A 21,404-nucleotide genomic window follows, 5' to 3' on the forward strand; every position below is an offset into this window, starting at 1 on the left:
GGCTCAGCCTTCCTTTCCAAGCGCGCGTTTCATCGCTTCGAGTTCCTCATCGATCTTGTCCTGACCGGCCAGCGCGGCGATTTCGTCGGCAAGGTTCGGCTTGGCGGTGTTGTCAGCAAGGCTCAGCGCGTCGGCGCGGCCTTCGGCGTAGTCGACACGGCGTTCGAGCTGGTCGAACCGGGCCATGGCTTCATCCACACGTTCGCTGGCCAGCAAGGACCGCAGGCGGACGCGGTTTTCGGCGCTTTCAAGGCGGGCGGCGATGGCGGTCTGGCGGCTGCGGGCTTCGCGCAGGCGGGTCTGCAGCTTTTCGATGTCCTGTTCGTAAGCGCGCATCGCATCGTCCAGCACGGCAATTTCGGTACGAAGCTGGTCGCCCATGTCGGCGGCCTTCTTCTTTTCCACCAGCGCGGCGCGGGCCAGATCTTCGCGGTCCTTCGACAGGGCAAGCTGCGCCTTTTCCGACCAGTCGGCCTGCAGACGATCCAGCTTGGCCACATGACGGCCCATTTCCTTCTGATCGGCAATGGTGCGCGCGGCCGAGGCACGGACTTCGACCAGCGTTTCCTCCATCTCCATGATAATCATGCGGATCATCTTGGCAGGATCATCCGCCTTATCAAGCAAGTCGTTGAAATTGGCGGCAATGATGTCGCGAGTCCGCGAGAAGATGCCCATCAGGTTTACTCCGGTGGTGAAAGTGGGGCGCGACTGGGCACCGTAATTCGAACCTGCGCCGCCCTGCGATGACGAGCGCAGCCGCTCAAGCTCCGCATCAAGACGGGTGGTGCGGGCGCTTTCGGCGCGGATCGGGGAGAGGTCGTCTGCCATCATGCCAGTTCACCGGTAATCGCCGCGGTCGAAGCCGTGACGGTGGGAACCGCGCTGACCTGCTGGCTGAGGGCGAAGCAGCACATCACCACCATCGCACCAATGCTGGCGAGGCTGGCGCGACCGAGCTGGGTGGAGAAGAAGCGGGCGGTGTACATCGTATGAACCTTTCGGCGGGGTGTTCCGGTGTCGAAACCGGTGTTGTTCATGTTATAGCAAGGGGTGTGCCAAACTTCTGAAGCGCCGATTTTCGGGGGTTTTTCAACGATCCTGATTTTTAATGTTGGGAATTCTTGCCGGTCATTAGCAGAAAATGCTACTCCTTGGGGAATGGATAGGGAAGTTCAGTTCATCGGGCAATCGGGTGCGTTTCTGGATGCGGTGGAACGCGCCAGCCGGGCTGCGCCCATGCGCCGTCCAGTGCTGGTGATTGGCGAACGCGGCACCGGCAAGGAACTGATCGCCGAGCGCCTGCACCGCCTGTCAACGCGCTGGCAGGAACCGCTGGTGACGATGAACTGCGCGGCACTGCCCGAAACGCTGATCGAGGCTGAACTTTTCGGGCATGAAGCAGGCGCTTTCACCGGCGCAACGCGGGTGCGGGTGGGCCGGTTTGAAGAAGCCGACAAGGGCACACTGTTCCTTGACGAACTGGGCACGCTGTCGATGGGCGCGCAGGAACGGCTGCTGCGCGCGGTCGAATATGGCGAGGTCACCCGCATCGGGTCGAGCAAGCCGGTGCGTGTGGACGTGCGCATCGTGGCGGCAACCAACGAAGACCTGCCCCGCATGGCGCAGCAGGGCCGGTTCCGCGCCGACCTGCTGGACCGGCTGAGCTTTGAAGTCATCACCCTTCCCCCGCTGCGGGTGCGCGAAGGCGATATTGCGGTGCTGGCCGATTACTTCGGGCGGCGCATGGCGGCAGAATTGCACTGGGATTCATGGCCCGGCTTTGCGCCGCCCACGCAAAAGGCGATGGAGGAACACCTCTGGCCGGGCAATGTGCGCGAATTGCGCAACGTGGTGGAACGCGCGGTCTATCGCTGGGATGACTGGACCACGCCGATTGCCCATGTGCAGTTCGACCCGTTCGAAAGCGCGTGGAAGCCGGTTGCGCCGCCACGCATGGCCGAAACCGATGCTGCGCCTCTGCCCATTGCGGCATCGGCTGATTACGACGAGATCAGCGACTTGCGGCAGGCCGTGGACGCACACGAACGCGCGATCATCGAACACCATCTGGGCCGCAACCGCTACAACCAGCGGCAGACCGCCAAGGCGCTGGGGCTGAGCTATGATCAGTTGCGGCATTGCATGAAGAAGCATGGATTGATGGAGCGGGGATAACAACAGCAGCCTTTGCCTCCCGGCGCGAAACCCACTAACGCCGCGCAACAATGTCGCTGACCCGTCTGACCCTGCGCGATTTTCGCAATCATGCCGCGACGCGGCTGGTGGATATGCAGGCGTTCAATGTGCTGGTGGGTGAGAACGGCGCGGGCAAGACCAATGTGCTGGAGGCAATCAGCCTGCTGGCCCCCGGACGTGGACTGCGACGGGCGCAACCGGCAGAAATGGCTGGGCGTGATGGCGCCGGCGGGTTTGCCGTGGCGGCCGAGATGGAACACGGCGCGGTGCAGATTGGCACGGCCACGTCGGCCGATGCCCCCAACCGCCGTTCGGTGCGGATCAATGGCGCAGAAGGCCCCGCGGCGCGGCTGGCAGAATGGCTGTCGATCACCTGGCTGACGCCAGCCATGGACCGCATCTTTGCCGAAAGCGCAGGATCGCGGCGGCGTTTCCTTGATCGGCTGGTACTGGCGCGTGACCCTGCCCATGCCCGCAATGCCACGCGATATGAAACCGCGCTGCGCGAACGCAACCGGTTGCTGGGCGATCCGGCTGAACCCGACCCGCTGTGGCTGGACGGGATTGAGGCGCAGATGGCGGAATGCGGCGCAGCGATGGCGGCGGCGCGCGCGGCATTGGTGGCTGATCTGGCCACGGCGCTGGAACGGGTGCCCGAACAGCCCTTTGCTCGCCCTGAGCTTGCCTATGCCAGCGAAGTGCCGCTGGACGCCGATGCGTTGCGCATGGCTTTGCGCGACGGACGACGGCGGGACCGGGCCGCAGGCCGTTCGCTGACAGGCCCGCACCGCGACGATCTGGCCGTCACGCTGGCAGCCAAGAACGCCCCGGCGGCAGACTGTTCAACCGGAGAACAGAAGGCGATGCTGATCGCCATCGTGCTGGCCCATGCCGGGCTGACGGCGGGTGAGCGGCCCCGACTGTTGCTGCTGGACGAAATCGCCGCGCACCTTGATCCGCTGCGGCGTTCGGCCCTGTTTGAACGTCTGGCGCAAAGCGGCGCGCAAGTATGGATGACCGGCACGGAAATGGCCCCGTTTTCCGACATTTCCGGGACCAGCGCGGTTTGGGCGGTGCGCGATGGGGTGGCGGAACCCGCGTAGTCCGTGGCTCCTACTTCTGGATCGCAGCCTTCAGGGCTTGCGTCACCTGGGCTTGCGTAACCGCGACGATCTTGTCCACGCCCTGGGCGTTGGGATGCACGTTGTCTTCCAGCATCAGCGCCTTGTTGCCGATGACCGGTTGCAGGAAGAACGGCACAAGGCCTGCCTTGTGCTTTTTGGCAAGGTCTGGCCAGATCGGGTTGAATTGGGCGGAATAGTCTGCCCCCAGATTGGGCGCGGCCAACATGCCGGTCAGGACCACGGGGATCTGCCGCTTGTCCAGTTCGGTCAGGATGGCGTCCAGATTGGCGCGGGTCTGTTCGGGGGGAAGGCCGCGCAGCATGTCGTTGCCGCCAAGGCCGACCAGCGCAAGCGCAGGCTTTATTGGCTGATTGTCGAGTGTGAAAGCAAGGCGTTGCAGCGCAGCCGCCGTAGTATCGCCCGAAACGCCCGCATTGACCACGCGCGCCGGGGTTCCGGCGGCGTTGAGCGCGGCTTCAAGGCGTGGCGGATAACCTTCGCCGGGGTTCAGTTGATAGCCCGCATAAAGGCTGTCCCCGAAGGCGAGGATGACGGGAGCGTTGGCGGGGACAGGCACGGTGGCAGCCGTGGTGGCGCTGGGCTGAGGTGTGGGAGCCTTTTCGGCAGAGCAGGCGGCCAGAACAAGGGTGGCGATCAGAACAAGACTGCGCATTGAAACTCCACTCATGCGCCCCCAAGTGCCGGTTGCGCGCTGCAACCAATCTATGCCACGTGAGGCCTGTGACAAGTTCCACCATACCGGTAATTACCGCATCCGCCCTTACCCTGTCGCTTGGCACCGGGGAGGCGCGGGTCGAAATCCTGCGCGGGATCGACCTGACGGTTCTGCCGGGTGAAACACTGGCGCTGCTGGGGCCATCCGGTTCGGGCAAGTCCAGCCTGCTGGCGATCCTGTCCGGGCTGGAACGGGCGAGCGGCGGCGCGCTGAACGTGGCGGGGGCGGATTTCACGGCGCTGGATGAAGATGGCCTTGCCGCTGCACGGCGCGGGCGGATTGGCATCGTGCTTCAAGCCTTTCACCTGTTGCCGACGATGACCGCGCTGGAAAACGTGGCAACGCCGCTGGAACTGGCCGGACAGGCGGACGCGATGGCGCGGGCAGAGGCTGAACTGGTGGCGGTGGGGTTGGGTCACCGGCTGCACCATTATCCCGCGCAGCTTTCGGGCGGCGAACAGCAGCGCGTGGCGATTGCGCGGGCGCTGGCCCCGGCTCCTGCGATCCTGTTTGCCGATGAACCCACCGGCAACCTTGACCATGCCACTGGCGATGCCGTGGCCGACCTTCTGTTTGCCCGTGCGGCGCAGGCGGGCGCGACGTTCATCATGGTCACCCATGACGAAGCGCTGGCCGCGCGCTGCGGGCGGATCGTACGGCTGGCAGATGGGCACATCGCATCGGACAGCGCAGCGTGAACCTTTCATGGGGCATGGCCTGGCGGCTGGCACGGCGCGGGCTGGACTGGCGGTTCAAGGGATTGCGGCTGTTGCTGGTGTGCCTTGTGCTGGGCACGGCGGCGCTTAGCGCCATCGGCACGCTGACCGGTGCAATCGAGCGGGAACTGGCCACGCGCGGGCGTGAAATGCTGGGCGCGGATCTGGAATTTACGCTGGCCGCGCGGATGCCATCTGTGGACGAGCGCGCGGCGATTGCGGCGCTGGGCGATCTGTCCGAAGGCGCGCGGTTGCAGGCCATGGCGCGCGTGCCCGGCGTGGAAACACAGGCGACGCCGGTTGAACTGAAAGCGGTGGATGGCAAATGGCCGCTTTATGGCACGTTCACCCTGCAAGGCGGCAAGGTGGCGGGCGCACCGCAAGGCATGACCGCATGGATTGCGCCGGGCGTAGCGGACAGGCTGGGCGTTAAATTGGGTGACCGCCTGCAAGTGGGGCAAGCCGTGCTGACCGTCGGCGGGGTGATCGACAGCGAACCGGACCGGCTGGCCGAAGGGTTTTCGTTGGGGCCGACGGTGATCCTGAACCGCGCCGCGATGGAGGCATCGGGCCTGATCCAGCCGGGATCGATGGTGCGTGCCAAGCTGCGACTGAAGCTGCCCGCCGGGGCAAATGCGGTGGCCATGGGCGAGGATATCAAGGCCCGCTTCCCATTGGCCGGATACGAAGTGCGCACGCATGAAAAGGCATCGCCGGGGCTGGACCGCTTTGTGTCGCGCATGGGGCAGTTTCTGGTGCTGGTGGCGCTGGCTGCACTGGCAATTGCGGGCATCGGCATTGGTAACGGGGTCAATTCCTATCTGGAAGCACGGCGCGGCAGCATTGCCACGCTGAAAATTCTGGGCGCATCCAGCCGCGATATTGCACGGATTTTCCTGCTGCAACTGGCTGCGGCGTCGGCGCTGGCCATCCTTGTCGGGCTGGCGCTGGGTGTTAGTGTGACGCCGCTGTTAGGCAAAGCCCTGCAAGGGTTGCTGCCGATTGAAGCAGGAGTCGTGATCGATGCTGGCGCGCTGATTACGGCGGCCACGTTCGGCGCGCTGATTGCGGTAACCTTTGCCGCAATACCGCTGGCACGGGCCAAGACCTTTCCGGCCATGGCGCTGATGCGTGCGCGGGTCAGCCCCTTGGAAGGCGGATGGCGCGGGGCGATATTGCCGGTGGCGACAGGGCTGACCGGCATTGCCGCGCTGGCCGTATTCACCGCGCCGCAAAAGCTGCTCGCGGCGAGCTTTCTGGGCGGCGCTGCGGGGCTTTTCGGCGTGCTGTCGCTGCTGGGCTGGGGCCTGACCAAGCTGGCTGCGCGAATGCCCAAGCCCAAGGGCGCGATTGCGCGCATGGCGCTGGCCAACCTGCACCGGCCGGGCGCGCAGACATCTGCGCTGGTCGTGGCGCTGGGCTTTGGCCTTGCCGCATTCGTGCTGCTGGCAGCCGTGCAGACCAGCCTTGATGGAAACATCGCGCGCCGGGTTCCCACCCGTGCGCCGGATTACTTCGTGCTGGACCTGCCGCCTGCGCAAGTGGAGGCATTCGACGCCGTGGTGAAGGCCGCAGCGCCCCATGCCACCGTGCGCAAAGTGCCAGCGCTGCGCGGAACCATCGTTGCCTATGGCCCTGCCACGGCAATGACCCGCGTGGCCGACCTTAAGGACATTCCTGAAAACGCATGGCCTTTGCGCGGGGATCGCGGGCTGACCTATGCCGACTCCCTGCCCGAAGGCAATGTGCTCACCGAAGGGGAATGGTGGCCCGCCAACTATACCGGCGAACCGCTGGTTTCGGTGGATGACGAATTGCGCGAAACGCTGGGCCTGAAGCTGGGCGATCGAATAGCCGTTTCGGTGCTGGGGGTGGAACGCAGCGCGAAGATCGCCTCGTTCCGGCGGATCGACTGGGATTCGATGGGCTTCAACTATGTGCTGGTGTTCAGCCCGAACACGCTGGCCGATGCCCCGCACAACCTTGCCGCCACGATCAGCCTGCCCGAAGGCGAAAAGACACCACAGGTACGCCGTGGGATCCTGTCCGGGCTGGTGAAGGCGCTGCCATCAAGTTCTGTTGTGGAAATCGGGCCGGTGCTGGGGCAGGCGCGCGAAATCCTGTCGCAGATGGGCACAGCGATCCTTGCCGCCGCAAGCGTGGCGATTCTCGCTGGCATGGCCGTGCTGGCAGGGGCGATTGCCGCCGCGCGCGAACGCAAGACCTATGACAATGTTATCCTGCGCGTGCTGGGCGCCAGCAGGCGGCAATTGCTGGTGCTGCTGGTTGCTGAATATGGCCTGCTGGCTGCGCTGCTGGCAGGTGTGGCGTTGGTGCTGGGCACCGGAGTTGCGTGGGGCGTGATCGTGTGGCTGTTCGAATTTGACTGGTTGCCCGATTGGTCCCGCATCCTTGGCGTGCTGGGCGCAGGGCTGGTACTGGTTATGGGGCTGGCCATTTCAGGATCAGTCGGGCTGTTGCGCACCCGGCCCGCACAGGTTCTGCGCGAGCTTTAGGCAAATACGTCGGCAGGCGTGGGGTTCTTGGGATCCGGGCCGAACCGGTTTGGACCGCGCGTACCATCAAGACACATCAGCACCAAAATGGCGAACCACCCCAGGAACGGGATCAGCCACAGCAGCAGCAACCAACCGCTGCGGTCCTGATCGTGCAGGCGGCGGATGGTGACGGCAAGGCCGGGGACGATGCTGATGAGCCATAACAGCCCGCCGATCCAGCCACCCGCGCCTACCAGCCGAGAGCCGTAAACGAACGCGCCATTGCCGCGCTCAACCTCGTTCGTGCCAAACACGGCGTTGAGGACGACCATCACCAGCACATAGAACAGCGCGAACATCCAGTATTCGCGGCGGCGTGACCGGCCCGCAAAATCGGCATAACGACGATAGGGCAGGATCATCCAGTTCATCTGTTCTTCTCCGTTGCGGGCGCGACGCAAGGCCACGCCCACGCGATCATCAGGCCCGATACGATAGATCAGGCAAAGATATCGGAATTGGTCGGGTTCTTCGGATCAGCCCCGAAACGGTTGGCGCCGCGCGTGCCTTCAAGGCACATGAAGATGAACACTATCAGCCCGCCCACATAGGGAATGAAACCGATCAGCACCATCCAGCCCGATTTGTCCTGATCGTGAAAACGGCGCACCTGCACGGCGATGGATGGGATGATGCTGCCAACAGCAAAAATCACCAGAACCACCAGTCCCAGCCAAAACAGAATGCCGGGCGCAGCCTGACCGGATTCATCCAGCGACATACCACCAGCGAACATTACAGCCATGCACACCATGGTCACCAGCAGGCTGAACAGCACGAACATCCAGTATTCCTTGCGCTGCGAACGCCCCGAAAAATCGGCATAGCGGCGATACGGCATCAGCATCCATTCCATCGACATTCCCCCTTTTGGCCGTGCCATCCACAGCACATGAAAGCGTATGGGCCACGATTTGGTTTCAACTGCAAGCGCGGCCCGTCACATTGGGCCAATCAGTTGCCAACAAGCACGAAGGGCGCCCATGTTGCCGGATGCGCCCCGCCCGGCACTTTTGCATCGCGCAGAATGGAAATCTGGGCGCGGCGCAGGGCTTCGGCACGGGACACTGCCACTTTGCCCGCACCGTTCAACGTGTCGAGAGTCAGACGGCTGGCCACGTCATCGCGCACCGGCCAGTGCGACAACAGGAGCGAACGCGCACCTGCCGCCACGAAAGCGCGGGCCAGACCGGAGAATGTCGGCGCGGCTTCGCCATCACCCGCGCTGGTATCGCAGGCGGACAGGATCACCCAGTCCGCATCCAGCCGCAACTTGGCAATTTCGGATGCGGTGAGCAAACCGTCGTCCTGTTCGGTGGCAACGTCGGGTGGCGTCAGCACCAGCGCCGGTTCAACCAGATCGCGGAACGCGCCACCAACAAGGCCATGGGTGGCAAAGGCCAACACATTGGCCTGTTCAAGCGGCGCAGCCTTGACCGCCGTTTCCGTGGCATCCCGACCGATGAGCAAGGCAGGCTGGCCGGAGAACGCGCTGGCCATGCGTCGCAGTTCATCTTCTGCGCCAGGCAGGCTGGCCAGTTGGCGCAGGGCGGTTGCACTGGTATCCCCAGAGCGCAGCAGCGGGGCAGACCGGGTGGCCAGTTGCACCGGTTTGCCCAGCACCGGTGCGCCGATCCCGGCAAAGGTCTGGGCTTTGCGGGCGCTTTGCCGGGGTGGCAGCGGCAGCGCGCCCAACGGAACAGACACCGCATGATCGACCGCCAGCCAGCGCGTGCGGCGCAGCGCTTGTGCGGATGCATCGTCACCTTGGGGAGCCTGCGTCACCAGTGCGGCAAAAGGCAACGAGGCCAGACTGCCCATGGCAAGAATGCGCAGATCAGGTGCGCTCTCGATGGCATCACGGATCGGCTGGGGAAACAGTACCTGGTAAAGCTCCCACGCCGCCTTGCGATCGAACGCGCCCTGCCCTGCATTGGCAAGGCCAAGATCGATTGATCCGCGCAAACGCTTTTCAAGGTTCAGCAATGCGCGTGGCGCAATGGGTGAAGACGCGATGGCCGTGTGCTGTGCGGTAATGGCCAGAACGACCAGACCTTCTTCGTCCTGTCCATAGAGCACCATGGCCTGCCCCGATGTCATGGCCTTTTGCGCGGCGACAAGGGAAGCTGGCTCTACGGCTGTTTGCGCCGAATAACCCGGAATCAAAGCGGCAAGGCGAGCATCCTCCACGCGCAAGTTCGCATCGATTTGTGCCAATTGACGATTTATATCTTCGGCCACTTCGCCGTTCCCTGCGGCCACCTGCGCGTTGAGCGTGCGACGCAAACGCGCCCCATCCGCGGCAAGCGCCTGATAGCGTCGTGTCGCTTCGACAGCATCGGGTGTTCCGGAAGCGCGTAACAAGGCAAAGCTGGACATCGCACTCTGCAGATCGCCCAGGTTGGCAAGTTGCAGCGCTTCGAACGCCTGCGCGGCGTCGCCCGCCTGCATGGCAAGACGGGCATGCTGGACGAACAGAAAATGATACTGTTCGGCCAGTCGGGTTACTTCTGCACGCGGAGTTGCGCGATCAAGCAACCGTGTTCGTGCCGGAGCAAGGATTGTGGCTGTGCGGGCCAAGGCTCCCGACACGTCGCCTTTGCGCGCAGCAATGTCTTCAGCGAAAACGCGCCCGGCAAGGCGGCGGGCGTTGGAATCCAAAGAGCGCTTCTCGAACGCTGCGTTTGCGTGTGCCAGCAGCGGCGCCGCATCGTCCAAACGGCCATTGGAAATCAGTTCGCGGGCAAGATTGACTTCGGCCAGGATAACGTCGGGATGTTCCGGTGAAGGAGAGCGTTCACGGCCCAGTCGCAACGCCTTTTCGCGCAGTGCCAGCGACAACGCCTTGTCACCCCGCCATGCAGCCATCCTGGCGACCTGCCCCGTGGCGGTGGCAGCTATGGTCAAGTTGTTCTTGTCGTTGTTCTTCTCAAAAATTGTAGCCGCACGTTCATAGAAGGGCAGTGCTTCATCCTTGGCGCCCGAATTGTCTAAGGCGAAACCCAGCGCGCTGAGCGAAAATGCAATATCAGGGTGATCTGCGGGATAAGCCTTGATCCGCAGATCAAGCGTGCGGCGGATCACCGGGATAGCCTGTGCATAAAGGCCGGAATCGTTAAGTGAGGCTCCAAGCTGGTTGAGCGCAGCCATCGTGACGCGATGATCTTCGCCCAAATGGCTTTCCGCATAGATGGCGGCTTCGCGTGCAGGTTCAATCGACGATGCCGTATCACCCGACTGTACCAGCAGCGCAGCAAGGCTAAGGCCGAAGATCGCCGGTTGTTCCACATCATCACCGGTAAGATCGGCATGGGTGCGGGCAAGGCGCAGCGCTTCACGCACCAGCGGAATGGCTTTTAACGGGTTTCCGCGGCGAAAATCGACCAGCGCCATCCCGTAAAGCGCTGACGCATATTCAATGCTTTCCTTCCCGGCCGTTTGTGCGGTCAACTCAAGCGCACGGGCTTTGTAGCGGGTCGCCTCATCCAACTTGCCCAGTGAGGAATAGAGCGAGCCAATATTGTTGACGAGTTCGGCGCGGTCCGGCGTCATCGCGTATTTTCCGCTATCAAGTTCGGCTTCCAGCCGGTGATAAATCCCCAGCGCTTCATCATAGCGATCAAGCCAGAACAGCGCGTTGGCACGGCTGGCTTCGGCATAAATCAGGTCCAGCCGTTGGATGCCTTTGGCTTTTGCCGCACGCGCAAGCACGGCATCGATTTTCGCCAGCGCCTCGGCAGGTTTGCCCGCCGTGTCCATCGTTTTCAGCGCGCGCACTTCATCTGCGAGGGTCCGCGCGGGGCTGACGGCCAATACCGGCTTGTTTGCCTCAGCCGCTGAAACGGCACCTGGAATCGCCACAGCCAGCGCTGCGACGCAGAACATCCTCACCATCGTTATCGCACCCCAGGCATTCCTGCTTGGGATCAATGGTTAACGCTCCAGTGCCTGAGCGCCAGTGCGTTTCAGCACAATTTTACTTAAGCCAACCCGCTTCGCGATACCACGCAGCCGTAGCATGAAGCCCCATCGCGGTTTCAACCTGAGGGGTCCACAGTGCGGGCGGCGGCTGGTTGCCTGCGCCCGCGCGCCAATCGGGGTGGCACATGTAGCCAACGCGATCCATGGTCAGCTTGGCGCCCTTGCCCCGGAAACGTGCGTCCAGCTTTGCCCCCAGACGCAGCATTCCAGCGGGAAGATTCAGGGCGGTCACGCGCTTGCCCACGGCCATTCCAATGGCTTTGGCAATGTCGTTGTGGCTCCAGCCGCCCGGTGTGCCGTCGTCCGGCTCGAACGTCATATGGGTCACGTCTTCACCGCCGGGGATCAGTGCCAGCAGCAACCGGGCCAGATCGTTGACGTGGATAAGCGAGGCGTAACCTTTGGGCGGCACCGGCAGGAAGCCAAACCGTGCCGCCTTGAACATATCCAGCGTGTCGGTATCGCGCGGACCATATACCCATGGCGGCCGCACCACGGTCCAGTCCAGGGAACTGGCCTTGACGATCTTTTCCCCGCGCAGCTTGGACTTGCCATAGATCGACAGGCCAGGTTCGCGGGCGGAAAGCGAGGATACGTGGACGAAGCGTGGCACGCCCGCATTCAATGCGGCGTTGACCACGTTCAGCGTGCCCCAGACGTTGCCGTCCTCAAACTCCTTGGGATCAGGCGCGTTGACCACGCCTGCAATGTGCAAAACCACGCTGGCCCGACCCACAAGGCGTTGGAGCGCGCGCTTGTCGTTCAGATCACCCTGAACCCATTCCACGCCAGCACGCGCCTCTTGCGGGCGACGGGCCAGAGCGCGCACTTCAATTCCGGCGCGGGCGGCAAATTCCAGAACAGCCTGCCCAACGAACCCGGTTGCCCCGGTAATCGCCAGCAATTCTGCGGCCATTACAACAGCACCATCTGGTCACGGTGGATCAGGGCAGAGCGTGGGGCATAGCCCAGCAGGTCTTCATGTTCGCGGCTGTGATGGCCCATCAGGCGGGCGCATTCAGCCGCGTCATATTCAGACAGGCCGCGCGCCAGTGTGTGCCCGTCGGGGCCAAGCACGGCGATAGCATCACCCCGCTGAAAATCGCCATCAACCGCAGTGACGCCCGCCGCCAGCAGGCTGGACCCGCGCGCCAGTGCAGCGGCCGCCCCGGCATCGACATGCACACGCCCACGCATCCGCATCCGCCCGCCCAGCCACGCCTTGCGCGCCTGCTTGCGCCCGCGCGGCAGAAACAACGTGCCGCGATCAGTCGTCATGGCTGCGCCAATGGGCGACACCGGCTGACCGTCGATAATCGCCAGCGCCATGCCCGCCAGTTCGGCAATCTCGGCCGCCTGCAGCTTGGACGTCATCCCCCCCGACCCAAGGCCAGAGGATGAACCACCGGTTGCCATGGCGTGAATTTCCGCCGTCACACCCTTTACCACCGGAATACGTACCGCACCGGGCTGGCGCGGATCGCGATCATAAAGCCCGTCAATATCGGACAGCAGCAGCACGCCGTTCGCCCCCGCCGCCTGCCCGACGCGGGCAGCAAGACGATCATTGTCGCCAAAGCGGATTTCCTGCGTGGCGACCGAATCGTTCTCGTTGATGACCGGCACCGCGCCCGCCGCCAGCAGCGTGCCCAGCGTGGCGGTGACGTTCAAATAACGGCGGCGATCTTCAAGATCCTCCAACGTCAGCAGAATCTGCGCAGCGGCAAGCCCATGCTGGCCCAGCAGTTCGGCCCACACCCCCGCCAGCGCAATCTGGCCAACCGATGCAGCGGCCTGCGCATCCGAAAGGCTGCCCCGCCCACCTTTGGCGAGGCCCAACTTGCGTGCGCCCAGCGCAATCGCGCCGGACGACACGACGATCACTTCCTGCCCGGCGGCACGCGCAGCGGCAATTTCTGCCACCAGCGCCGTCAGCCATTCGCGGCGTGGCGCACCATCTTTGCCGACAAGCAATGCCGATCCCACCTTCACCACAAGGCGCGGGCAGGTCTGGGCGTCGGTCAGATGGGCAAGCTGGGTGATCTTCATTGAGGCCGCTTAGGGTATTTGTGACAGGGCGTGAAGTGCTACCCGTCGTGTGGGAGGCGCCGACTGACGATAGTCTTGGCCACACCATGTTCGCGTGGCGGTGAAATCGTCCAGCGCCGATCTGATCAAGCAGATGCCGGGTCACGCTGCGCGCAATTCAACCTTGCCAAGTGGATTTCAATCATGAGCCTCGCTGACAGTGGCCGCCGTCTGTTCCTTGCGGCGCTTGCGGCGGGCGGAATAATGGCCCCTGCGATCGCACGTTCACGCACGCCGAGAACGCTTCAGTCGGCAGGCACCGAGTCCCTGCTGCTGCGCGACGGGCATGACATGGCGCAAGGCCGATTCGGCGTGGTCCATTACCGATATAATGGCCCCGGACGCATAACCGGCAAAACCCCATTGCTTTGCCTGCACGCATCGCCGGGTTCCGGGATCGGTTTCGCCAACTTTCTGCGTGAAATGGGCACGGACCGGCTGACCATTGCAGCTGACAACCCCGGCTTCGGGTTGTCGGACCGCCCCCCGCATCCCTCAACCATTGTTGATTTTGCCGGGGCGATGAGTGACCTCATCGACCGGCTGGGCCTGCAGCGGGTCGACGTGGTGGGCAGCCATACCGGGTCAGCCACTGCCATCGAACTGGCCAGACAACGTCCGGGCGCCATTCACCGGATTGTCCTTCATTCGGCGCTGATGTTCACACCCAAGGAAATTGCCGATTATAAAGCACGCCTTGAAGGTTCAGTCCCCGGAACCCTGAATGCCGCAGCAGACCGGCTTCCGCCGCTATGGCAAAAATTCAGCCGGTTCAGAAGCGAGCTGGGAGACACCGACGCATGGCAGCTCTTTTGGGAAATGAATCGCGATCCGACCCACTCAGGCTGGGGCCACGACGCAGCCTTTGCTTATGACTTTGCCGCCACGGTCAAGACAATCGCTCAGCCGATTCTCGTTCTGAATCCGAAAGAAGGGTTGTCCCCGATTACCGCCCGTATTCGCGGTGTTGCCCCCAACATCGACGTAATCGACCTACCGTATGGCGATGGCCTGTTCAGCGGCCATGCCGCCGACATCGCGCCACTCGTCAGGAAACACCTTGACCGCAAGATCCCCTAGATCGGTGACCAGGGCTTTTCGTCCGCCACGTCTTCAACCTCGCCGGTAGGGCGTTCCGTAACCGTGGCGGCAGGCAGGTAGCCAAGCACCGCGTCCAGCAGCGCCTCCATACCCTTCCCCGTAGCGCCAGAGATCGGGAACACGCGTTCAGCGCCTGCTTCAAGAAGTTCGTCGCTGAACGCCTTGATCAGTTCCTTGTCGACAAGATCGATCTTGTTCAGTGCCACCAGCCGAGGCTTGTCACCCAAGCCGGCACCATAGGCTTCCAGTTCACCCTCGACGATGTGCATGGCTTCTACCGGATCGGTATCGCTGTGAATGTCGATCAGGTGAATCAGCACGCGACAGCGCTCAATATGACCAAGGAAACGGTCCCCAATGCCTGCGCCGTCTGCCGCGCCTTCGATCAGGCCGGGAATGTCGGCCAGCACGAATTCGCGGGCGCGATGGCTAACCACGCCAAGCTGCGGGCGCAGCGTGGTGAAAGCGTAATCGCCCACTTTTGCCTTGGCATTGGTGATCTGGTTGATGAACGTGGATTTGCCCGCGTTGGGCAGCCCCACCAGACCAGCATCGGCCAGCAGTTTCAGCCTTAGCCAGACATACATTTCCTCACCCGGCCAGCCGGGGCCGGACTGGCGCGGGGCACGGTTGGTCGATGTCTTGTAGCTGGCATTGCCGCGCCCGCCATCGCCACCGCGCAGCAGGACAACGCGCTTGCCCACTTCGGTCATGTCCAGCAGCACGGTTTCGCGATCATCATCGAGAACCTGCGTGCCTACCGGAACCTTGATGACCAGATCTTCGCCACCTGCGCCGGTGCGATCAGTGCCTGCACCGCCCTGTCCGCGCTGTGCTTTGAAGTGTTGGGCATAGCGGAAGTCGATCAGCGTATTAAGACCGGCCACAGCTTCAAACACAATGTCGCCGCCCTTGCCGCCATTGCCACCGTTGGGGCCGCCGTATTCGACGTACTTTTCACGCCGGAACGCAACTGCGCCGGGGCCGCCCTGCCCGGAACGGATGAAAATTTTGGCCTGATCGAGAAAATGCATGGGCGTTATTGATCCAACTGACGTTCTGCAAGAACATGACAGGCCCGAATGCAATTGGAACAAGCCTGCCCCGAAGCGAGCCTTACATACCCGTTCATGGAGTGCTTGTAACCGTGAACCGCAAGGCGCCTGCCCGATCAGACGGTTCGATGACACCTGGTGGAGCCGAGGGGGATCGAACCCCTGACCTCGTCATTGCGAACGACGCGCTCTCCCATCTGAGCTACGGCCCCGTTCCTGGCATCGTCCGACATGACTTTGCCGGAAGAGCCGCCATTAGCGCAGCGCTCCCGGCCTGCAAAGACCAAAATTCAGATTTCTTGCGTGCCCGCCACCGGGGATCAGCCGTTAACGTCTCTGCTAATTTCCTGCCCCGCCACCCGTGTGCCCAGCCGCAGGCGGCAGAACCACAGCTGGCTGCGCGGTGGTAACCGGCACGCCATACTGCGTTTGCCATGCCGCCAGATCGCGACGGTAAGTTTCATAGCGGCGATAGAAATCGTCGAAGACGACTTCGATATTGGGCAGGCTGCGGACCGCAAAGGCTTCAAGTTCAACCGATTTCACCGGCGCAGCATCACGGCTGACCGCCAGCACCGCATCGCAGAAATCGGGCAGCGTCGGCGGCAAGGCAAAGTGATTGTACAGTGCGGTCATATAGGATTCGCGCGGAGCGATGAACTTCGCGCCATACTTTTTGCGGAATTCGGCATCGACGTTGGTATTGGCCTTGGCCAGCGTCTTGGTATGCGCCTTCAGGAAAACCTTATAGTTCGCCAGAATATCGACATGCTGCGGTGCATGGCAATTGAGCGCAGCGACATTGTAAGCCGAACGCAAGTTCCACAACATCTGGTTGGGCGAAATGTTGCGGTTTAGCGAATGACGCAGACCGCTGGCGTCCGCTGCCGGAACCGGCAGATTGTCTGACGCCCCGTTGGGTGCCTTCGGCTTTGGCGGGATAATCACTACCTTGGGCGGTGGCGGCGGTGGCGGCGGCGGAGGCGGCGCAGGTTTTGGCGCACAGGAAGCCAGGCCAATGGCCAGAGCGGAAACGAAGATGGTTGGCGCAACAACGCGCCCGATACGAAACATTGGCATTTCCCCCAGACGGTCCTGCAGACACTCGACAAAATAAGTGCCCTGCCCAACCTTTCTGTAAGCTGAAAAGTAACTCTAGCGCTGCTTGACGGGAATGAGAATCCCCCATGCACAGAAAACCCGGCGAACCGTTAGGCTCACCGGGTTGCTGCTTCCGATCAATCTACCATCAGATCAGCGGCGATCGCCCATGAACTGCAGCAGGAACTGGAACATGTTGATGAAGTCGAGGTACAGGCTCAACGCGCCCATAACCACAGCCTTGCCTGCAAATTCAGTACCCGCGACATAGGCGTATTCTGCCTTGAGGCGCTGCGTGTCATAGGCGGTAAGGCCCGCAAAGATCAGCACGCCAAGGAAGCTGATTGCCCATGCAAGGCCTGACGACTGCACAAATAGGTTAACCAGCGATGCGATCAGCAGGCCGACGACACCCATGATGAGGAAGCTGCCGAAACCCGTCAGATCCTTTTTCGTGGTGTAGCCAAACAGGCTGAGGCCCGCGAAGGCGCCCGCCGTGGCGAAGAACGTGACCGCGATTGAAGGGCCGGTGTAGATGAAGAAGATCGACGACAGCGACAGGCCCATGGCCACGCTGAAGCCCCAGAACATCGCCTGCATGGCGAAAGTCGAGAGGCGGTTGGCGCCAAAGCTCATAATCATCACGAAGGCCAGCGGTGCGAGCGCCACAACCCAGCGCAGCGGGGTGCCAAACACCGCGCCTGCCGCACCAGACGTTGCGAACAGCAGCGCGATGATGCCCGACAACAGCACGCCCGAAGCCATGTAGTTGTAGATCGACAGCATGTGACGACGCAGACCCGCATCGAACACTTCGCTGCGGCCCTGGACGCCGGAAAGGCTCGGAGACGCGCCGAAGCCCGTTCCGGTGGGCCGAGGGTCGTTCCAGTTTGCCATTTTCAAAGCTCCGTTATGCGGCCCCGATGGCCGCGTAATGCGAATATCGGCCTTGATGCGCGCGGTTTCAAGCGAAACCGGCGCAATGCCAGGTCAATCATTTGTAACGAATTGTTGCGGAGCCGGTTATTGGCGGACTTTTGCCTGCGCGGTCATTTCGGCGCTGCGATCGCGCGCACCGCGCAACGTGTCCTCCATCAGCCGCCCAAGGCGGCTGTCGGCGTCCAGAACGTCGATACCCACCTGCGTCACACCGCCGGGGCTGGCCACGCGGCGGGCCAGTTCACCGGGGGAATGTTCGGATGCGGCAGCCAGCAGGGCCGAGCCTTCGACCATCGACAGCGCCAACCGATCCGCCTGTTCGCGCGGCAAGCCCAGCGCAGCAGCCCCTTCGGCCAATGCATCGATAAAGCGATAGACGAATGCCGGGCCAGACCCTGCCAGCGCGGTGACCAGATCCATCTGCCCTTCATCGGCCAACCATTCCGCCTGACCCAAGGGCTTCATCAGATCGTCGGTCTGGCGACGGGCAGCGTCGTCCGCATCACCCACCAGCGCAATCGGAGACTTGCCCAGCGCAGCGGCAAGGTTGGGCATGACCCGCACAATCGCGCGCGCCTGCGGGAATGCAGCACGCAAAGTCGAAAGATCAACCCCGGCAAGGATCGACAACAGCAGCGTCCCTTGCCCCACAAGCGGGCGGATTGCCGCCGTTGCTTCGGGCAGTTGCTGTGGCTTGAAGCCCAACAGCACGACGTCAAACGCACCTTCCCCCTGCGGCGCAGCATTCAGCAAACGCACGCCGGACGGGGCAACCTGCAGATAGGGATCGACTACGGTAAAGGTATCGGGGGCAAGACCACCTGCCAACCACCCCTTGAGCATGGCACCGCCCATGTTGCCGCAGCCGAACTGAAGGAAAGTGCTGGTCATTAGGGGAAGCCTCTTTGAATCATGATGCGCGATCCATGCCGGGCATCACCCGGCACAGCAAGACTTCAGGCTTCGCCTGCGGCATCCACCAACGCGCTGGCAAGCGCTTCGGACGGGCTTTTGTCGCCCCACAGGATGAACTGAAACGCCGGATAAAAGCGGTCGCATTCATCCACTGCCGCCTCGATCGCCGCCTGCGCCTGACCAAGGCTGAGCAATCCTTCATCGCCCAGCATCAGCCCATGGCGATAGAGCAGCACCGAACCATTGGACCAGATATCGAAGTGCCCAATCCAGACCTGTTCGTTGATAAGAGCCATCAGTTCGAACACTGGACCCTTCTTGTCATCCGCAATGCGAATGTCGGGCAGGCACAGAATCTGCAGAACGTGATCTTCGGCCCGCCAGATCGCGCGGATCTGATAGTTTGCCCACGACCCTTGAATTTCGCCGGTCACTTCATCGTCAGAGACGAATTCGCAAGGCCAGCCCCGCGCCTCGAACAAAGAGGCAATCATGTCGACCGGCGCAGCCTCGTCGCGCTCGTTGTCGTCATGGCTGGTCCGCATGTTACGTCCCCTGAACACTCGATGGACCCTCCGGGATGGACGGCCCCGGCAGGCGGAATGCCCGACCTGCCGCTAAGACAGTCCATGAAGGGTTCCCCCCCTTCCCGACAATCATGGGTTAACAGGCGGTTGGGTAAAACTCGATAAGCTTGTGGGAAAGCTGTGGACAAGGAGTGAACAACCGCCGCCGTCCCATCGCTTATTTCAGCGCAAGGCTGTCCACAGCCTGTCCGGCAGGACTGGTCCACTGATAACTGGAAACGCCACTTTTGCGAAGCTTGCCAATGAATTCCTGCGCAACAGCCTCACTTTCGAACGGGCCGGTCAACAGGCGGAAGTTGCTGCGCCATGGCGACAGGTAAGGCTTGCGCCCCCGCAGCACTGCGGGCGCTTCCTTAACAAGGCGATTCCATTCGTTGTGCATCACGGCCTTATTCGCGCCTGTCAGCACCTGCACCCATATGCGGCTCGGATGGCTGGGCGTAACTTTTTTGGCCTTGGCGTCCTTGGTGTCCTTGGCGTCTTTTGCGGCTTTGGCAGGGCGCTGGTCCTTCGCTGCAGGCTTTTCAACTTCCTTCGTAGCGATGCGCGAAACGTCGGCAGGACCGTCCGGTCGCTCACCTCGCGGGTCAGTACGCGGGGGTTGCGGCGCAGTTTTTGGCGGCAGGCGAGTAATGTCCACTGCCGCTGTCTGCACCTGCTTCTCTTCCGGCGGTGGCGTAAAGCTTTTGAACAGGGACGAAAAATCTGCAGCCTTTTCAGACGCACCAGCGCTTTCCAGCACCGCAGGAACAGCCGGTTGAGGCGGCGCTGCTGCGATTGCAACCGCAGCCGGTGGAGAAACCGAAGGGCTTGGCGTCGATACCGATAGCGTCTGAGTTGAGGGCAAGGCCGGAACTGCGGTCGTCGCGGTTGCGGCTTCGGTCGATCCGCCCAGCTTTGCCAGATCAAAGCCAGACGGCGCCGTCGATACGACCGGCACGGCTGCGGGTGGAGTGATCGGCGGGGCAACCGTTTGTGCCGCCATCTGCGCAGGTGGCAGAACGGGCGCTTGTTTGGCCGGAACCGGGGCGGGCTTGGGCGCCACGACAGCAGTAGGCGTCGCCGACGGGGGGAGCGGTGTTGAGGTGCCCGGCGCGGTGAAGGCCGGGCGAACAGCCCCCGGCGGCACATCCAGCACGGAAAGGACAGTCGGGCGGGGTGATGCCGGAACTCGGGCTGGAACAGGCGATGACCTGACTGGCGCTGCTGCGGCCAGCGCATCAGGCGCAGGTGTCAGTGGTGAAGCAGACGATGGCGATACAGGCAATGGCCGGGAAATGGCCTTCACAATCGCAATCTTTTCATCACCCTTGCCGGGACGGCGGCGTTTTTCATGGCTGGCAGTTTCGACGGCCTTAGCCTTCGCCAAACCAAGCGGCGCGCCCACCGGAATCAGTCCGGCTTCAGCAGCGCGCGGAAGGCGCGGGTTGAGCGCAGCATATTGCAGCACGCGCGGATCATCACGCCCGATATCGGCAGCGCGCGGGAAACGTCCAAAATTGGCAGCGGCGGCCTGTTGTGCAGGGGTAAGCCGCGGCATGTAGCGCAAGTATGGCGCAATGCCTGATGCCAACTCCTGCGGCATTGAAGCATAAGCGATGGCCACCGCTTCATCCGGCCCGCCAGTAACCGCCATGACGAATGTGCGCGTGCGCCAGGTCGCGCGGTCCTGCTTCTGGATCAACGGGGCCAGCAGAGCCTCAGCCCCACGTCGATCCCCTGAAATTGCCAGGCTCATCGCATAGTGGCGCGTGACATCATCATCGGCTCCCTTGGCCAGCGCCACCTGATACCAGCGCTGCGCCCGGCCATTGTCGCCCACCAGATCATAAGCCAGCCCACGATCCGCCGCCATCAAGGCGGTATCGGCTCCAGCCCGTTCAGCGTCATCAAAAGCGCGCACTGCATCGACAGGATTTTCGTCTGCAAGATATGCCTTGCCCATCAGCATCCGCGAACGCGCGTTGCCGGGCTGCACTTCATTGGCGCGGGTAAGAAAACCGATGGCGGCATCGCTGTCACCCATGCGCAGTGCCGCTTCGGCAGCATCGAACAGCGCCGTGGTATTGCGCGGATCAGCGGCAAGACGGGACAACGCGGCATTCAAATCCCGGCTGGGACTGGGCGCGATGGATTGCACCACCGGACGCGATACAGTGACCGGTCCATCGAGATCATCATCGGCTTGCGCCATAGCGCGAGGCGATGCAGCCGCCAGAAGTAATCCAACGGCCAGCGCGGCGGACTTAGGAAAACCCTGCGCGTAGGTGAAACGATTCGTCATCCAGCCGCGCTCATACCGAC

19 protein-coding genes and 1 tRNA gene are annotated in these 21,404 nt (G+C 62.7%); 5 read left to right on the top strand and 15 right to left on the bottom strand.

Annotated features, from left to right (window positions below):
- Window positions 1-3: 3 nt before the first annotated feature.
- Together pspA and OVA07_RS14965 are read right to left on the bottom strand one after the other, a co-directional pair.
- Complete coding sequence (gene pspA, locus OVA07_RS14960; protein ID WP_268172726.1) at window positions 4-831, bottom strand: phage shock protein PspA; 828 nt, start codon at window positions 829-831, stop codon at window positions 4-6.
- Window positions 831-1,040, bottom strand: coding sequence for a hypothetical protein (locus OVA07_RS14965; RefSeq protein WP_268172282.1), 210 nt, complete (start codon window positions 1,038-1,040; stop codon window positions 831-833). The genes pspA and OVA07_RS14965 overlap by 1 nt, the downstream gene beginning before the upstream one ends.
- Window positions 1,041-1,161: 121 nt before the next feature.
- Here OVA07_RS14965 and pspF point away from each other — a divergent pair, with 121 nt between their 5' ends.
- A complete protein-coding gene (gene pspF / locus OVA07_RS14970) occupies window positions 1,162-2,178 on the top strand; it encodes a phage shock protein operon transcriptional activator (protein WP_268172283.1) in 1,017 nt (338 codons plus the stop codon).
- Window positions 2,179-2,228: 50 nt separating this feature from the next.
- Window positions 2,229-3,302 carry a DNA replication/repair protein RecF gene (recF, locus tag OVA07_RS14975; RefSeq protein WP_268172284.1) on the top strand — a complete coding sequence of 358 codons (1,074 nt, stop codon included), beginning with the start codon at window positions 2,229-2,231 and terminating at the stop codon, window positions 3,300-3,302.
- Window positions 3,303-3,312: 10 nt separating this feature from the next.
- Here recF and OVA07_RS14980 read toward each other — a convergent pair whose 3' ends face one another.
- Entirely contained in the window at window positions 3,313-3,996 is a 684-nt protein-coding gene (locus OVA07_RS14980; RefSeq protein ID WP_268172285.1) for an arylesterase, read from the bottom strand.
- A gap of 68 nt (window positions 3,997-4,064) precedes the next feature.
- Between OVA07_RS14980 and OVA07_RS14985 the strand changes: the two genes are divergently transcribed.
- Together OVA07_RS14985 and OVA07_RS14990 are read left to right on the top strand one after the other, a co-directional pair.
- Window positions 4,065-4,757: an ABC transporter ATP-binding protein gene (locus OVA07_RS14985; RefSeq protein ID WP_268172286.1), complete on the top strand. Its 693-nt coding sequence runs from the start codon at window positions 4,065-4,067 to the stop codon at window positions 4,755-4,757.
- 14 nt (window positions 4,758-4,771) lie between these two features.
- Window positions 4,772-7,291: an ABC transporter permease gene (locus OVA07_RS14990; protein ID WP_268172727.1), complete on the top strand. Its 2,520-nt coding sequence runs from the start codon at window positions 4,772-4,774 to the stop codon at window positions 7,289-7,291.
- Here the strand turns inward: OVA07_RS14990 and OVA07_RS14995 are convergent.
- The 5 genes from OVA07_RS14995 to proB all read right to left on the bottom strand — a co-directional run bounded on the left by OVA07_RS14995 (window position 7,288) and on the right by proB (window position 13,363).
- Window positions 7,288-7,704: a DUF805 domain-containing protein gene (locus tag OVA07_RS14995; RefSeq protein WP_268172287.1), complete on the bottom strand. Its 417-nt coding sequence runs from the start codon at window positions 7,702-7,704 to the stop codon at window positions 7,288-7,290. The two genes, OVA07_RS14990 and OVA07_RS14995, sit on opposite strands and share 4 nt — an antisense overlap.
- A gap of 68 nt (window positions 7,705-7,772) precedes the next feature.
- Complete coding sequence (locus tag OVA07_RS15000) at window positions 7,773-8,189, bottom strand: DUF805 domain-containing protein (RefSeq protein WP_268172288.1); 417 nt, start codon at window positions 8,187-8,189, stop codon at window positions 7,773-7,775.
- Window positions 8,190-8,287: 98 nt separating this feature from the next.
- Window positions 8,288-11,227, bottom strand: a complete 2,940-nt coding sequence (locus OVA07_RS15005) for a CHAT domain-containing tetratricopeptide repeat protein (RefSeq protein ID WP_268172289.1) — start codon at window positions 11,225-11,227, stop codon at window positions 8,288-8,290.
- An 82-nt stretch (window positions 11,228-11,309) separates the two neighbouring features.
- Window positions 11,310-12,230 (bottom strand): NAD-dependent epimerase/dehydratase family protein, encoded by a 921-nt coding sequence (locus tag OVA07_RS15010; RefSeq protein WP_268172290.1) that lies wholly within the window; start codon window positions 12,228-12,230, stop codon window positions 11,310-11,312.
- A complete protein-coding gene (gene proB, locus OVA07_RS15015) occupies window positions 12,230-13,363 on the bottom strand; it encodes a glutamate 5-kinase (RefSeq protein WP_268172291.1) in 1,134 nt (377 codons plus the stop codon). The genes OVA07_RS15010 and proB overlap by 1 nt, the downstream gene beginning before the upstream one ends.
- A 183-nt stretch (window positions 13,364-13,546) precedes the next feature.
- On the opposite strand from proB, the gene OVA07_RS15020 reads away from it, so the two are divergent.
- Window positions 13,547-14,482 (top strand): alpha/beta hydrolase, encoded by a 936-nt coding sequence (locus OVA07_RS15020; protein ID WP_268172292.1) that lies wholly within the window; start codon window positions 13,547-13,549, stop codon window positions 14,480-14,482.
- Here OVA07_RS15020 and obgE read toward each other — a convergent pair.
- From obgE to OVA07_RS15055, 7 genes are all read right to left on the bottom strand, one after another.
- Entirely contained in the window at window positions 14,479-15,537 is a 1,059-nt protein-coding gene (gene obgE, locus OVA07_RS15025; protein ID WP_268172293.1) for a GTPase ObgE, read from the bottom strand. The genes OVA07_RS15020 and obgE overlap by 4 nt on opposite strands.
- Before the next feature lie 157 nt (window positions 15,538-15,694).
- Window positions 15,695-15,770: transfer RNA gene (locus OVA07_RS15030), tRNA-Ala, on the bottom strand.
- Window positions 15,771-15,897: 127 nt separating this feature from the next.
- The gene (locus OVA07_RS15035) at window positions 15,898-16,632 is read right to left on the bottom strand and encodes a hypothetical protein (RefSeq protein ID WP_268172294.1); all 735 of its coding nucleotides are present in this window, start codon (window positions 16,630-16,632) and stop codon (window positions 15,898-15,900) included.
- A gap of 180 nt (window positions 16,633-16,812) precedes the next feature.
- Window positions 16,813-17,556: a Bax inhibitor-1/YccA family protein gene (locus OVA07_RS15040; RefSeq protein WP_268172295.1), complete on the bottom strand. Its 744-nt coding sequence runs from the start codon at window positions 17,554-17,556 to the stop codon at window positions 16,813-16,815.
- Between the two features lie 126 nt (window positions 17,557-17,682).
- Window positions 17,683-18,489 carry a pyrroline-5-carboxylate reductase gene (gene proC, locus OVA07_RS15045; protein ID WP_268172296.1) on the bottom strand — a complete coding sequence of 269 codons (807 nt, stop codon included), beginning with the start codon at window positions 18,487-18,489 and terminating at the stop codon, window positions 17,683-17,685.
- Window positions 18,490-18,554: 65 nt separating this feature from the next.
- On the bottom strand, window positions 18,555-19,058 hold the full coding sequence (locus tag OVA07_RS15050; protein WP_268172297.1) for a YbjN domain-containing protein: 504 nt from the start codon (window positions 19,056-19,058) through the stop codon (window positions 18,555-18,557).
- A gap of 199 nt (window positions 19,059-19,257) precedes the next feature.
- Window positions 19,258-21,384: an SPOR domain-containing protein gene (locus OVA07_RS15055; protein WP_268172298.1), complete on the bottom strand. Its 2,127-nt coding sequence runs from the start codon at window positions 21,382-21,384 to the stop codon at window positions 19,258-19,260.
- Window positions 21,385-21,404: the final 20 nt, after the last annotated feature.

Origin of the sequence: Novosphingobium sp. SL115 (genome assembly GCF_026672515.1) — a bacterium.
In the GTDB taxonomy this organism is placed as follows: Bacteria; Pseudomonadota; Alphaproteobacteria; order Sphingomonadales; family Sphingomonadaceae; genus Novosphingobium.